Source organism: Pantoea sp. GM01 (assembly GCF_000282675.1).
Lineage (GTDB): Bacteria > Pseudomonadota > Gammaproteobacteria > Enterobacterales > Enterobacteriaceae > Pantoea > Pantoea nemavictus.
In genome coordinates, this window is the sequence record NZ_AKIU01000061.1 from 31,339 (window position 1) to 44,771 (window position 13,433).

Below are 13,433 nucleotides of genomic sequence, written 5' to 3' on the forward strand. Positions count from 1 at the left end.
CGCTAGTCGGGTAAGTGAATGATAAAACGATACGCCGCCACACTGGCCGCGGCTCTGGCCCAGCTCTCTTCATCAATGACCATGCTGGATATCGGCGTTTTGCCGATAATCGATGGCAACACGTGGCTATCAATCGCCTGCAGCACCACGGTTTTTAGCAGCCCGTCAAACGCATCGGGCTGATGAGCAATCACAATCATTTCGGGGTCATTCATCTGGATTATGTTGGCGATCGCCAGGCCCAGCGCATGGCCGGCCTGATGTAAAATTGCGATCGCTGCGCTGTTGCCTTTCACCGCCAGCGCCTCCAGCTCGGTAATCGAACCGCTCTCCAGCGCTTTATCGCGCATGCTTTCACGAATGGCGGTTAACGACGCCAGCGTATCAAGGCAGCCGCGTTTGCCGCAGCGGCAGGGACGCCCGCCTGATTCGATGGTGCAGTGGGCAATTTCACCGGCGCCGCCGTGCGCCCCGCGATGCAGTTGCCCCTGAAAAAAGTGCGCCGCGCCAATGCCATCACCATGGGAAATCAGGCTGAAATTGCGCGCCTTTTTCGCCACCCCGAATATCTTCTCGCTCACCGCCAGCGCTTTGGCATCGTTCTCCAGCGAAACATCCAGCCCGGTTTGCTGTTTCAACAGCTCGGCGAGCGGCACGTTCTTCCAGCCCAGCAGCGCCGACTGCACGCAAACAGCCTGATTTTCATCGACAAAGCCGGAGAGGGTAACGCCAAGACCGATCAGCTGATCCGGCGAAATCGCTTTTTGCGCAATCAGCGCCGGAATCGCAGCTGCAATGGTCACCGCCAGCTGCTGAGGATCAAGATTCAGCGCCATGTCGGTGGAAGCCAGCGTGCGGCCATGCATATCAATCAACACTAAAACCACGCGCTCACCGAGCAGCGAAGCACCGAGAAAATAGGCGCTGTCGGCGCGCATTTTTAATAAAATTGATGGACGACCCTGCCCAGTAGATTCAGCAGCACTCTCTTCCAGCAGTCCGGCGCTCAGCATCTCTTTTACCAGCGGACTAATTGCGGCTTTGCTCAACTTCATCTTTTCCGCCAGCGCGGTGCGGCTCATCCCATGCGAGGCAATAAGCAAACGTAAAATTTGTTGCTGATGGGGATTGAGCATGCGGGTTCTCACAGTGTTAACACTTATGCGCTGACAATAATAAGGCCAGAAAACAAATACAACGATATTTAGTTAATTTTCTGAATACAGATCTAATTATAAGTAAATTATATGAACCTACGTCTTGGCTTTTGTTTAGGGATTGTGGCTTATATAGCGCAATGTTTATCAACAAAGCAGTAGATATCGTATCGCTGCCCGAACATTTCGTAGCGGCGCAATTTATTGCGCAATAAATTGCGCCGCTACAGGTGGTGCGTGGTGGTAATGACGTGCATTCATTCACCGATCGTTTCAATGATTCATTGAGGGCCTTCATGGAAAGCAAACATAAGCATTTCAAGGTACTGACGCTGGCCGGTTGTCTATTGGCGTCACTGGCGAGCGCCTCCGTTTTCGCCAGTCAGCTGGTGATCATGCAAAATGAACCGCCGCGCAGCATGGATCCAGGCAACCAAACCGCGACCTTTACCGGTACGGTGCTGGACCCGATGTATGAAGGCCTGACGCGTCTCGGTGATGACGGCAAAATCATTCCGGCATTAGCGCTGTCGTGGACATCCGATGAGAGCGGACTCAACTGGACATTTACCCTGCGGCCCAATGTTAAATTCCATGACGGCACGCCATTTAATGCCGATGCGGTAGTAGAAAACTTTCAGCGCCATTTAAATACGCAGCGCGGTTTAGCGGGCAGCGGCAAAATTCGCACCTTTATTCAGGATGTGAAGAAAAAAGACGATCTGACTGTCACGTTTCAGCTGAAAAAAATTAACCCGGCATTTTTAACCGTATTAGCCTCTGGTCCGGGTTTAATGGTGAGCCCAAAAGCGGATAAAGACGGCACAATTAACAATAAAGCTGACGGCACGGGCCCGTATAAATTGGTGCAATATAAATCCGGCGAATATGTGCTTGAACAAAAGAATACCGACTATTGGGGAAAATCCTCCGGTCCGGATGAAATTAAATGGACGTGGAGCAGCGAACCTTCAGTAATGAATATGGCGCTGCAATCGGGGCAGGTCGATATTATTAACCCTGTGCCGCCGCAGTTTGCTGGCATGTTGAAAAACAATGCCAACGTCAATCTGAAACAGTCGCCGGGTGCGGCGGTGTTCTGGGTCGATCTCAATACCCAGAGCAAAGCGCTCAGCGATGTCCGCGTGCGCCAGGCGTTGAATTTCGCCACGGACCAACAGGCGCTGGTTAAAGCCATCATGTTTGGCTATGCGCAACCGGCTAACTCTGCGCTGGCACCGGTTGATCCAAACTACGACAAGAATCTGCGCGACTATCCGTACGATGTGCAGAAAGCCAAAGATCTGCTGAAAGCGGCGGGCTACGCCGATGGCTTCGCGCTTTCAATTGCGGTACAGGCGCCGGATGCGCGCACCGCGCAGGTGTTACAGGGCATGTGGAGCAAAATTGGCGTAAAACTTACCGTGCGCCAGATGGAGAGCGGCGTATGGACCAAAGCCGCCTTTGCCGATGGCAAAGAGAAAGCCGCGCAGGGGACCGATGCGGTGCTGGCATCCTGGTCTTCCGGCTTATACGGCTCAGACCTGCAGTTGCGTCCGCTGTATCACACCAGCAGTTTCGCGCCGGGCGGCGCCAACCTCGGCTTCTTTAGCGACAAACAGACGGATGAACTCATCGATACCGCAGCCTCCACGCTCGACGATGCCAAACGCAAAGATCTCTATTTCCAGGCACAAAAGCAGATCAGCGGATTAGCGCCGCAGGTGCTGCTGTTCTATCAGGACGATCTCTATGCCGCACGTAAAAATATCAGCGGTGTGATCATGCAGCCGGGCGGACAAATTGTCGTGCGCGATGCGGTGAAGCAATAAACCAATGGCTGATGTGAAATGAAAGCGTACGTCGCAAAAAAGGTGCTTTCGCTGCCGCTCATTATCTTCGGCGTGTCGATCATCGTGTTTATCGCCATCCGTGCGCTGCCGGGCGATCCGGCGCGGCTGATGGCCGGCCCGGAAGCGCCGCAGGAAGCGGTGGACAGTATGCGCGTGCGGCTGGGGCTGGATCAGCCCTTGCCGCTGCAATACGTCAAGTTTGCCGGGGAAGCGCTGCATGGCAACCTCGGATTGTCGCTGCAGTCGCAGCGTCCGGTGATGACGGAAATCAGTGAGCGGTTGCCCTTCACCTTATCGCTGGCGGCGCTGGCTTATCTGCTGGCGATTGCGATTGGCGTACCGGCGGGGATGACTGGCGCAATTTATCGCCAGCGCATTCCCGACCAAATCGTTATGGTGCTGACCATCGCCGGTGCGTCGATTGCTAACTTCTGGCTGGCGCTACTGGCGATGAACTACTTTGCCGTAGAGCTGGGCTGGCTGCCGCTGCTGGGCGCTGATTCATGGAAAAACTACATCATGCCCACCGTCACGCTGGCGATCTTGCCGATGGCGATGATTGCCCGCATGACGCGTTCCAGCATGCTGGATGTGTTGAGTCAGGATTACATTCGCACCGCCAAAGCCAAGGGATTGTCCTCTGGCAGCATTCACTGGAAGCACGCGCTGCGTAATGCGCTGATCCCCATCGTCACCATTGTCGCCCTCAACTTCGGCAGCCTGATTGGCGGCGCGGTGGTCACCGAATCGGTGTTCAACTGGCCGGGGATTGGCCGCTTGCTGGTGGATTCAGTGCGTTACCGCGATTATCCGGTGATTCAGGGCGTCACCCTGGTTGCCGTAACCGGCGTGGTGTTGATGAACCTGGTGGGCGAAATTTTGATTGGCTTGCTCAACCCGAAAATAAGGTTCGACTGATGAACAGTATTGAAAGCGCCGCGCTGCCGCCGCGTTCGCGCAGCCGAAACCTGCTCAGAATCCTGATCGCCAATCCGTCAATTGCCATTGGCGGCGCGCTGGTGCTGCTGGTAGTCCTCGCCGCCGCGCTGGCTCCGCTGATTACCCATTGGGATCCGGTCGAGCAGGATTTACTCAATACCTTACAAGCGCCTTCGGCCGCACACTGGTTTGGTACCGACGATTATGGTCGCGACATTTTTTCACGCGTGATTTACGGTGCGCGCATCACGCTGTTTGAAGTGAGCCTCAGCGTGGCAATATCCATGGTGATCGGCATTCCGCTCGGCATCATCTCCGGATTGGCCGGGCGCAAGATTGATGCCCTCATCATGTGGGTGATGGATATCATCTTTGCCTTTCCCGGCATTGTGCTGGCGATTTTGATTGTTAGCGTATTGGGCGAAGGACTCACCAATATGCTGATCGCCATCTCGCTGTTCTCGATTCCGGTGTATGCGCGCCTGAGCCGCAACCTGACACTCGGCCTGAAGAATATGGAGTACATCGAAGCGGCGCATATGCTTGGCGTGCGCTATCCGCGCATCATCACGCACTATATTTTGCGCAACTCAATTGGCCCGCTGATTGTTCAGTCGACGTTAACGGCGGGCGCAGTGGTGCTTTCTGCCGCCAGCCTCTCTTTCCTCGGCTTAGGCGTGCAGCCGCCAATGCCAGAGTGGGGTACTATGATGAGCGACGGGCGCAACTTCCTTGGCCTGAATATCTATGTGTCACTCTTTCCCGGATTGGCGATTTTGATTACCGTACTGGGCTTCAACGTGCTCGGTGATGGATTACGTGATGTGATGGATAAACGTTTATGAGTGAACAACCTGCGGTAATTTGCCTCGATCTGGGCGGCTCATTTATCAAGTTAGGCGCGATGGATGCGCAGGATCAATTAACCCTGCTCGATCAGCAACCCATCCCGGCCGCCAGCTGGGAAGATTTCACCGCGCTGGTTAGCCAGATGATTGCCCAACATCAGGCGCATTTTACCGCTAATAGCCCGCTGGCGATCTCCACCGCCGGCATTGTGGCGCCAGAGTCAGGCGAGATGTTTGCCAGTAACATTCCCGCGTTTCATCAGCGCAGTCTGGCTAATGAACTAGGCGCGCTGCTGCACCGCCAGGTCATTGTGCATAACGATGCTGACTGCTTTACCGTGGCCGAAGCGTTAGCCGGTGCCGGCAAAGGGCATAAAGTGGTGTTTGGCGCCATTCTCGGTTCAGGCGTGGGCGGCGGATTAGTGGCGGATGGCCGCATTATTACCGGACAAAATGGTTTGACCGGTGAATGGGGACACGGGCCGATTACACTCACCGAAGTGGAAATTGATGGCACCACCGTGCGCCTGCCGCGCCTGAGCTGCCCGTGCGGACAAAAGGGCTGCCTCGACAGTTACGGAGGCGCGCGCGGTCTGGAGAACCTGCATCAGACATTACATAACTGCACCGCCAGCAGCGTTGAGATAATTACACGCTGGCAGCAGCAGGATGCGCTGGCACAGCAAACCATCAAGGCGTGGCTACAGCTGGTCGGTCAGCCGCTGGCCTACAGCATCAATATCACTGGTGCCTCACGCGTGGCGGTGGGGGGCGGATTGGCGTCCGTAACATCGCTGATCGCAGCATTGGACGAAGTAGTGCAGGGCTATGTATTACGCCGCACCTCACAGCGTTTAGTGGTCCCCGGCGAGTTCGCGCATCACGGCGGCATGATGGGCGCCGCGCTATTGGCCCGGCAAAGTCGCCAATACTGAATTCAGGCACGTTTTGTAGCGGCGCGATTTATCGCGCGAATCATTGGCTGCAGTGTGCCAATTCCTATTTTGCGCAATAAATTGCGCCGCTACGGCATGTGCGGGTTTTTACGCTATCATATGCCGCTTACTTAACTCAGTTACGACGATGGTTGCTGTTTAATGCGTCCACGATCCTGACTGAGTTCTTCACCTGTGGTTCGGAAAACTCATGTCATCAGTACAACCCCAACTTACTCAGCTGCCGAATGAGGCATCGCTGCCGCGTCAGAGCGTGCTGAAGGCCCTGTTCGCGCTCGGCACCGGCGGCTTTGCCATTGGTACCGGCGAATTCGTCATCATGGGCCTGCTGCCCGATGCAGCCAAAGGCCTCAACGTCTCGATTCCCTCCGCTGGGCATCTCATCAGTATTTATGCCCTCGGCGTGGTGATTGGTGCGCCACTGCTGGCGGTGTTAGGCGCGCGCGCCTCACGTCGTAACTTCCTGATGACGCTGATGGGCCTGTTTGCCGCCGGTAACCTGCTGAGTGCGATTGCGCCCGGCTATTACTCGATGCTGCTGGCGCGTTTCCTCGCCGGTTTCCCGCACGGCACCTTCTTTGGCGTGGCGGCGCTGGTAGCTGCTGGCCTGGTCGAACGCAAAAAGCGCGCGCAGGCGGTGTCGATGGTGCTGTTTGGCCTGACTATCGCCAACTTACTCGGCGTGCCCGCCGTCACTGCCATAGGTCAATGGTTCGGCTGGCGTGATGCGTTTGCCATTGTCGGCGGTCTGGCGCTGGTGACCTTGCTGCTGATTTGGCTGTGGGTGCCGAACGTGGCTGGCGACAAACAGGCCAGCCCGCTGCGTGAACTCTCCGCTTTGACGCGCAAACAGGTGCTTTTAACGCTAGCGATCGGCGCGGTGGGCAGCGGCGGTTTGTTCTCGGTGTTTAGCTACGTTAAACCGACCATGACCGAACTGGCGCAGATGCCGGTGAGCTGGATTCCCGCCGTGCTGGCGCTGTTCGGGCTGGGCATGATTATCGGCAACATTGCCGGTGGCCGTCTGGCCGATCGCGGCATTGAAAAGACCATCCGCATTTTGCTGATCTGGTCATTTCTGGTGCTCAGCGCCTTTGTGTTTGCCGCGCACTATGCGCTGGCGGGTGCCATCAATGTGATGCTGGTGGGCACCATGGTGGCGCTGGCGGCGGTGCTGCAAATCCGCTTGATGGACGTGGCCGGTGATGCGCAAACCATGGCGGCAGCGATGAACCACTCGGCGTTTAACCTGGCGAATGCGCTCGGCGCGTGGCTGGGCGGCGTCACCATTTCAGCTGGCCTGGGCTGGCAGTCAACCGGTTGGGTGGGCGCGATTCTGGCGGTGTTAGGTCTGTTAATTCATGCGGTGGCGATGCGCGATGCGCGCCGTAAATCCATCACTTTTGCTCACGAAAGTCACTGATACTTATTAATAAGCACACACCGTAGCGGCGCAATTTATTGCGCATTGCCAGGATGGGCATAGTGCCTCCATTGGTAAACGCGATGAATCGCGCCGCTACGTTTGGTGCAACTCATTGATTACGCCAGCTTCTCCTGCAAAAAAGCCATAAACACCCGATTAATTTCACTGCGCTGGCGATGCTGTGGATAAAGCGCATTCAGATTCAGCGTTGCCGGTTGCCACTCTTCCAGCACGGTAATCAGCTCGCCACTGGCTAACGCCGGCGCCACGATGAACTCGGGCAGCAGAATCAGCCCCAGCCCGGCAACGGCCGCATCACGCAGCATCTCTCCGTTATTGCTGACCATCGGCCCTTGCACGCTAATCACTTTGCGCTCATCGCCTCTAAACAGTTCCCAGCCCGTTTGGCTTTCGCGCCCGTAGCGCAGGCACAAATGTTCGGTGAGCGCTTCCGGCGTGCGCGGTGCGCCGGCGCCCTGCAGGTAGGCCGGACTGGCGCAAATGACTCGCCGGAACTCGCCGAGTCGTTTGGCGATCAAACTGGAATCGGGCAGCGTGCCAATGCGGATCGCCATATCGAAACCTTCGCCCACCATATCGACATAGCGATCGGCCAGTTCAACCTGGAACTGCAATCCCGGATGCAAGCTGAGAAACTCGGCAATAAACGGCGACAGATGGCTGATGCCAAACGACATCGGCACGCTGAGACGGAAACTGCCTTGCAGCGCCTGACGGCGTCCCGATACCGCCAGCTCGGCTTCCTGCACATCATCGAGAATGCGCTGCGCGTGCTGCGCAAACAGCTGTCCGTTATCCGTCACCGATAACTTACGCGTATTACGATTGAGCAGACGCGTGCCGAGCGACTCTTCCAGAGCGGCAATACGGCGGCTGACATATTGTTTCGACAGCATGAGCTGTTCGGCGGCGGCGGTGAAGTTACCGGCTTTGATTACGGCTACATAAATGCGGAGATCTTCAATCTGCATATTGTCCACTCATCGGTGACACTCATTGTCATTTGAACGCATTGTTAGGCAAAACAGTTTACGTATACTTATCTGCAACGGGAAGGGTAATCGCCCTCCAACAGCACATTTGAGGAGCAGATCATGATTGAACAACGCCTGTCAGAACAACGCGGAGTGGGTGACCACGGTTGGTTGAACTCACATCACACTTTTTCCTTCGCTAACTATTGGGATCCGCAACAGACCGGCTTCTCCGATCTGCTGGTGATCAATGATGACCGCGTTGCCGCGGGCCGTGGATTTGGTGCGCACCCGCACAACAATATGGAAATCATCTCCTATGTGCTGGAAGGCGCGCTGGAGCATAAAGATTCCATGGGCACCGGTTCGGTGATTGTGCCGGGCGATGTGCAGCTGATGAGCGCCGGTAGCGGCGTCACGCACAGCGAGTTTAACCACTCGAAAACGGATAAGGTGCACTTCCTGCAGATTTGGATTGTGCCTGCTGAACGTAACACGCAGCCGGGTTATCAGCAGGTTTCCGTGGCAGAGAGTGACAAGCGCGGCCAGCTGCGTTTGATCATTTCGCCAAACGGCGATAACGGTTCGCTCAGCGTGCATCAGGATATTCGTATTTATGCCGGACTGTTTGACGGAGCAGAGCAGCAGACTTTCGAACTGGATGCCGATCGCTACGCCTATATTCACGTGGCACGCGGCAGCATCGAAGTGAATGGCGTGACGTTTAAAGAGGGCGACGGTGCACGGGTTCGTAACGAAACTGCGCTGCAGTTCGCTAACGGTGATGATGCGGAAGTGCTGGTATTTGATTTGCGTCCGCTGGAAGTGAATCATCCGCAGCGTTAATGATTAAAAAGAGTGCAAAGAGCAGTGCGAGCCATCGCGCTGCTTTTTTTTATGCGCGATCACAGCGTATGTAACACTTTTTCTTAACATTAATTGCAGTGATTAAGATCGCAATAATTATTTCCATACTCTCTTTAATAGATAGCCATTGAACCTAAGCATCATGGCTAAACATGGAGAGGGCAGCATGCACGAAAAAATCCCCGGAACGCGTTGGTATCGCGTCATTGCCCCAATTCTTATCACCTGCATTGTTTCATTCATGGATCGCGTCAATATCAGCTTCGCGCTGCCTGGCGGTATGGATCAGGATCTGGCGATCACCAGCCAAATGGCCGGTGTGGTCAGCGGCATCTTCTTTATCGGTTATCTGTTTTTACAAGTGCCTGGCGGTCGTATCGCGGTGAATGGCAGCGGGAAACGTTTTATTGCCTGGTCGCTGGCCGCGTGGATGGTGGTCTCCATCGCCACCGGGTTTGTCACCAATCACTATCAGCTGCTGGCGCTGCGTTTCGTGCTGGGGATTTCCGAAGGCGGCATGCTACCGGTGGTGTTAACCATGGTCAGCAACTGGTTTCCGGAAAAGGAGCTGGGACGCGCTAACGCCTTTGTCATGATGTTCGCGCCGCTGGGCGGCATGTTCACCGCACCGATATCGGGCTACATCATTAACGTGCTGGACTGGCGCTGGCTGTTCATTATTGAAGGTCTGCTTTCTGCCGCTGTGCTGCTGGTGTGGTGGCTGGTGATCGCCGATCGTCCTGAGGATGCGCGTTGGTTACCCGCCCGAGAAAAAGAGTATCTGCTGCGCGAGCTGGCACGTGAAAAGGCCCAGCATCTTAAAAAGGAACCGGTCAGCAAAGCGCCGTTAAAAGCGGTGTTCCGGAACTCGGGTCTGATGAAGTTGGTGGCGCTGAACTTCTTCTACCAAACCGGGGATTACGGTTACACGCTGTGGCTGCCGAGTATCCTGAAAAATCTTACCGGCAGCAATATGGCGGGCGTTGGCCTGCTGGCGGCGATTCCGTTTGTCGCCACAGTTCTGGGCATTTACGCCATCTCCTGGTTGAGCGATCGCACCGGCAAGCGGCGTTTGTGGGTGATGGTTTCGCTGTTCTGTTTCGCCGCTGCGTTGCTGGCTTCGGTGGTGCTGCATGACAACGTCGTCGCCGCCTACATCGCGCTGGTGGTGTGCGGCTTCTTCCTGAAAGCGGCGACCAGCCCATTCTGGTCGATTCCCGGACGTATCGCCGCGCCGGAAGTAGCAGGTAGCGCACGCGGTGTCATTAATGGATTAGGCAACCTGGGCGGATTCTGTGGGCCGTATCTGGTGGGCATCATGACGCTGCTGTACAGCCAAAACGTGGCGATTTGCTGGCTGGCGGGATCGCTGGTGATTGCGGGCATCTTTACGCTATTACTGCCAAAAGCGTGCGATATCAATCCTTCCGAGCCGCGCCGACATTTGAAGGAAAATCATTTGATGAGTGTGAAACATTAAGTCGAGGCAAGTCAGGAAGGGGGACGGATAATTGCCGTATATGCAGCTGGTACTATTCTGAAATTTAACCTTGGGTAGGCGGAATAATTAAAAAGGGAGCAGCTAATTCGTTGCTCCCTTTTATACGTTTCAATCAATCGAAAGATTATGAATAGCCAGCACAGCACGCGCGGCTTCTTTGCCTTTCTTGATGAAATGCTCGGTATAGAAGTTTTCGATGACATCAACCGGCTGGAAATTATGCGGGGTTAATGACACGGAAAACACCGGCACGTTGGTCGTCAGCTGTACGTTCATCAGGCCATCCACCACGGCTGCCGCGACGAAATCATGGCGATAGATACCGCCGTCCACCACCAGCGCCGCGCAGACAATCGCATCGTATTTGCCGGTTTCTGCCAGACGCTTAGCCAACAGCGGCATTTCAAATGCGCCAGGTACTTCCAGCACTTTTAATTGCGCTTCAACGGATTGGTCGGCTAATTCTTTTTCGAAACCCACCAGAGCGTTATGGACAATTTCTTTGTGCCATCCGGCTTTAATAAATGCAATTTTAATATTGTTCATGATTATTCCGACATCACCTGTAATTTGTTCGCGCTATTAAATTAAGAGAGAAATCCATACTCTCAGCAATAATGTGTTTGTATACCATATGTTACGTTTATGATCCACCAAGCCTAAGTAGCGATAAATGCCGTGATATGTAATGCCTCGTAAACTATCTGGTTATTCCGCGCTTGACGGCGACCATCGCCTGCAATACAAATAGACGCGTCGGGGGAGTCTCGCCATAGAGACTGAGAGGCTAATAGCGCACTGCGCGGCTTAGCGACCCTTTGAACCTGACCCAGTTGATACTGGCGTAGGAAGACTGACAGCTTGTTAGATTGGCTGTCTGGCGCTAAGGCAAGTTCGATGGTTGGCGCCCTTTCCCTTCTCCTGTATCTGCGGGTCTCAGTCAACACTGAGAGGCCGATGTGAACTTCCCCTTTTTAAACATCCTGGAACAGGCGCTGTGAGCCGCTGGAGCGTGCTCGGCTGCGGCGTGGCCGGCTTGTGCGTGGCAACGTTGCTGGCGGAACGCGGTGAAGACGTTGAGGTGATCGGCGATGCATCGCGGCGTCCGGCTTCCTGGTTTGCGGGTGGCATGCTGGCGCCCTGGTGCGAATCCGAAAGCGCACCGCGCGAGGTGATCTCCCTTGGACAGCACTCTGCCGCGTGGTGGCAACAGCGCGTCAGCAGCGTCGAGCATCAGGGTACGCTGGTGGTGGCGCCGCCGCGCGATAGCCAGGAACTCAACCGTTTCGCCCGCATGACCGAGCAACATCAATGGGTCGATCCCAGCCACATCGAACCGGCGCTGGAAGGGCGCTTTGCGCGCGGTCTGTTCTTCGCTCAGGAAGCGCATCTCGATCCGCGCCTGGCGCTACAGGAGATGCGTGAAAAGCTGATCGCCCGCGGCGTAGCCTTCAGCTCGCATACGCCAAGCGGTCAGACTATCGATTGTCGTGGTATCCATGCGGCGCCTGAGCTGCCGCGCCTGCGCGCAGTGCGCGGTGAGATGCTGATTCTGCACAGCGATGAGGTGCAGTTTTCCCGTCCGATCCGCCTGTTGCATCCGCGTTTTCCCTGCTATCTGGTGCCGCGTCGCGGCGGCCATTTCATGCTCGGCGCCACCATGGTTGAGAGCGACGATGCCAGCGCAATCAGTGCCCGCGCCATGATGGAGTTACTCAGCGCCGCTTACGCTATTCATCCGGCATTAGCGGAAGCGCGCGTCATCGAGGTCGGCAGCGGGCTGCGTCCGGCCTATCCGGCCAATCTGCCGGAAATTCACTACCAAAATGACACCTTTTATCTCAACGGCATGTATCGCCACGGTTTTCTGCTGGCACCGATGCTGGCAGAGCAGCTGATGCAGCGCCTATCTGGAGAGCAATCCTATGAACATTCAGCTTAATGGCCGCGCCATCAGCACCCAGGCCACCAGCCTGAGCGAATTGTTGATCGAGCAGCAAATTGATGTGGCCTGCGTGGCCACCGCCTTTAACGGCGCCTTCGTGCCGAAAAGCCAGTACGACACGCAGCTGCTGGATGAAGGTTGCCAGCTGGAAGTGCTGTCACCGATGCAGGGAGGCTAAGCGATGTTTTACGATCATGATCCCCAATCACGCTTCCTACTCGGCACCGCGGGCTATCCTTCGCCGGCGATTTTACAGCAGGCGATTGCCGCGTCTGGCAGCGAAATCATCACCGTTAGCCTGCGACGCGAAGGCGCTGCCGGTGCAGCATTTCGCGATCTGCTGACCGGACTCAACATCCGCGTGTTACCGAACACCGCCGGCTGTCATACGGTGAAAGAGGCGGTCACCACCGCGCATATGGCACGGGAACTGTTCAATACCGCGTGGATCAAGCTGGAAGTGATCGGCCACGCCGACACGCTGCAGCCCGATCCGTTCGCGCTGGTGGAAGCGGCGCGCATTCTCTGTGCAGACGGCTTCCAGGTATTTCCCTACACCACTGAAGATCTGATCGTTGGCGAAAAACTGCTGGCGGCAGGCTGTGAACTGTTGATGCCGTGGGGCGCGCCGATCGGTTCCGGCCAGGGATTGCGCAACATCGACGGCCTGCGCGCGATGCGCGCCTGGTTTAGCGATGTTCCGCTGATCATTGATGCCGGGATTGGTGCGCCGTCGCAGGCGGCGCAGGCGATGGAGATGGGTTTCGATGGCATTTTGCTGAATACCGCGGTCGCCAAAGCGGGCGATCCCATCGTGATGGCCAACGCTTTCCGTCAGGCGATTGAAGCCGGGCGAGCGGCATGTAGCGCCGGATTGATGGAGAAGCGCGATATGGCGAGTGCGTCCACGCCCATCTTTGGCCTGGCAAATCTCAACTGATGGGCG

13 protein-coding genes and 1 riboswitch are annotated in these 13,433 nt (G+C 55.9%); of the genes, 10 read left to right on the plus strand and 3 right to left on the minus strand.

Annotated features, from left to right (window positions below; genetic code table 11):
* Positions 1–2 precede the first annotated feature (2 nt).
* On the minus strand, positions 3–1,136 hold the full coding sequence (locus PMI17_RS18040; protein ID WP_007891226.1) for an ROK family transcriptional regulator: 1,134 nt from the start codon (positions 1,134–1,136) through the stop codon (positions 3–5).
* Between the two features lie 317 nt (positions 1,137–1,453).
* Between PMI17_RS18040 and PMI17_RS18045 the strand changes: the two genes are divergently transcribed.
* From PMI17_RS18045 to PMI17_RS18065, 5 genes are all read left to right on the plus strand, one after another.
* The gene (locus tag PMI17_RS18045; RefSeq protein ID WP_007891227.1) at positions 1,454–2,989 is read left to right on the plus strand and encodes an ABC transporter substrate-binding protein; all 1,536 of its coding nucleotides are present in this window, start codon (positions 1,454–1,456) and stop codon (positions 2,987–2,989) included.
* A gap of 18 nt (positions 2,990–3,007) precedes the next feature.
* A complete protein-coding gene (locus tag PMI17_RS18050) occupies positions 3,008–3,928 on the plus strand; it encodes an ABC transporter permease (RefSeq protein ID WP_007891229.1) in 921 nt (306 codons plus the stop codon).
* Positions 3,928–4,794 carry an ABC transporter permease gene (locus tag PMI17_RS18055; protein ID WP_007891230.1) on the plus strand — a complete coding sequence of 289 codons (867 nt, stop codon included), beginning with the start codon at positions 3,928–3,930 and terminating at the stop codon, positions 4,792–4,794. Before PMI17_RS18050 ends, PMI17_RS18055 begins: the two co-directional genes overlap by 1 nt.
* Complete coding sequence (locus tag PMI17_RS18060) at positions 4,791–5,732, plus strand: ROK family protein (RefSeq protein WP_007891231.1); 942 nt, start codon at positions 4,791–4,793, stop codon at positions 5,730–5,732. The genes PMI17_RS18055 and PMI17_RS18060 overlap by 4 nt, the downstream gene beginning before the upstream one ends.
* A 211-nt stretch (positions 5,733–5,943) precedes the next feature.
* Positions 5,944–7,176, plus strand: a complete 1,233-nt coding sequence (locus tag PMI17_RS18065; RefSeq protein ID WP_007891232.1) for an MFS transporter — start codon at positions 5,944–5,946, stop codon at positions 7,174–7,176.
* Between the two features lie 119 nt (positions 7,177–7,295).
* Here PMI17_RS18065 and PMI17_RS18070 read toward each other — a convergent pair whose 3' ends face one another.
* A complete protein-coding gene (locus PMI17_RS18070) occupies positions 7,296–8,171 on the minus strand; it encodes a LysR family transcriptional regulator (RefSeq protein WP_007891233.1) in 876 nt (291 codons plus the stop codon).
* 123 nt (positions 8,172–8,294) lie between these two features.
* On the opposite strand from PMI17_RS18070, the gene PMI17_RS18075 reads away from it, so the two are divergent.
* Positions 8,295–9,020, plus strand: coding sequence for a pirin family protein (locus PMI17_RS18075; RefSeq protein WP_007891235.1), 726 nt, complete (start codon positions 8,295–8,297; stop codon positions 9,018–9,020).
* Between the two features lie 187 nt (positions 9,021–9,207).
* Positions 9,208–10,521, plus strand: coding sequence for an MFS transporter (locus PMI17_RS18080; protein ID WP_007891237.1), 1,314 nt, complete (start codon positions 9,208–9,210; stop codon positions 10,519–10,521).
* A gap of 129 nt (positions 10,522–10,650) precedes the next feature.
* Here the strand turns inward: PMI17_RS18080 and PMI17_RS18085 are convergent, their stop codons facing one another.
* Positions 10,651–11,088, minus strand: coding sequence for a 6,7-dimethyl-8-ribityllumazine synthase (locus PMI17_RS18085; RefSeq protein ID WP_007891239.1), 438 nt, complete (start codon positions 11,086–11,088; stop codon positions 10,651–10,653).
* Between the two features lie 202 nt (positions 11,089–11,290).
* Positions 11,291–11,410: riboswitch (TPP riboswitch) on the plus strand.
* Between the two features lie 129 nt (positions 11,411–11,539).
* Here PMI17_RS18085 and PMI17_RS18090 point away from each other — a divergent pair.
* Genes PMI17_RS18090 through PMI17_RS18100 form a run of 3 tightly spaced genes read left to right on the plus strand, consistent with a single transcriptional unit; the run spans position 11,540 to position 13,427 of the window.
* Positions 11,540–12,484 (plus strand): FAD-dependent oxidoreductase, encoded by a 945-nt coding sequence (locus tag PMI17_RS18090; protein WP_007891243.1) that lies wholly within the window; start codon positions 11,540–11,542, stop codon positions 12,482–12,484.
* A complete protein-coding gene (gene thiS, locus PMI17_RS18095) occupies positions 12,468–12,665 on the plus strand; it encodes a sulfur carrier protein ThiS (RefSeq protein ID WP_007891245.1) in 198 nt (65 codons plus the stop codon). The genes PMI17_RS18090 and thiS overlap by 17 nt, the downstream gene beginning before the upstream one ends.
* 3 nt (positions 12,666–12,668) lie before the next feature.
* Entirely contained in the window at positions 12,669–13,427 is a 759-nt protein-coding gene (locus tag PMI17_RS18100) for a thiazole synthase (RefSeq protein WP_007891255.1), read from the plus strand.
* Positions 13,428–13,433: the final 6 nt, after the last annotated feature.

Bases quoted from the DNA above. Each gene is read 5' to 3' on its own strand.
- PMI17_RS18040 (WP_007891226.1), bottom strand. From the start codon at position 1,136: ATGCTCAATCCCCATCAGCAACAAATTTTACGTTTGCTTATTGCCTCG.
- PMI17_RS18045 (WP_007891227.1), top strand. From the start codon at position 1,454: ATGGAAAGCAAACATAAGCATTTCAAGGTACTGACGCTGGCCGGTTGT.
- PMI17_RS18050 (WP_007891229.1), top strand. From the start codon at position 3,008: ATGAAAGCGTACGTCGCAAAAAAGGTGCTTTCGCTGCCGCTCATTATC.
- PMI17_RS18055 (WP_007891230.1), top strand. From the start codon at position 3,928: ATGAACAGTATTGAAAGCGCCGCGCTGCCGCCGCGTTCGCGCAGCCGA.
- PMI17_RS18060 (WP_007891231.1), top strand. From the start codon at position 4,791: ATGAGTGAACAACCTGCGGTAATTTGCCTCGATCTGGGCGGCTCATTT.
- PMI17_RS18065 (WP_007891232.1), top strand. From the start codon at position 5,944: ATGTCATCAGTACAACCCCAACTTACTCAGCTGCCGAATGAGGCATCG.
- PMI17_RS18070 (WP_007891233.1), bottom strand. From the start codon at position 8,171: ATGCAGATTGAAGATCTCCGCATTTATGTAGCCGTAATCAAAGCCGGT.
- PMI17_RS18075 (WP_007891235.1), top strand. From the start codon at position 8,295: ATGATTGAACAACGCCTGTCAGAACAACGCGGAGTGGGTGACCACGGT.
- PMI17_RS18080 (WP_007891237.1), top strand. From the start codon at position 9,208: ATGCACGAAAAAATCCCCGGAACGCGTTGGTATCGCGTCATTGCCCCA.
- PMI17_RS18085 (WP_007891239.1), bottom strand. From the start codon at position 11,088: ATGAACAATATTAAAATTGCATTTATTAAAGCCGGATGGCACAAAGAA.
- thiS (WP_007891245.1), top strand. From the start codon at position 12,468: ATGAACATTCAGCTTAATGGCCGCGCCATCAGCACCCAGGCCACCAGC.
- PMI17_RS18100 (WP_007891255.1), top strand. From the start codon at position 12,669: ATGTTTTACGATCATGATCCCCAATCACGCTTCCTACTCGGCACCGCG.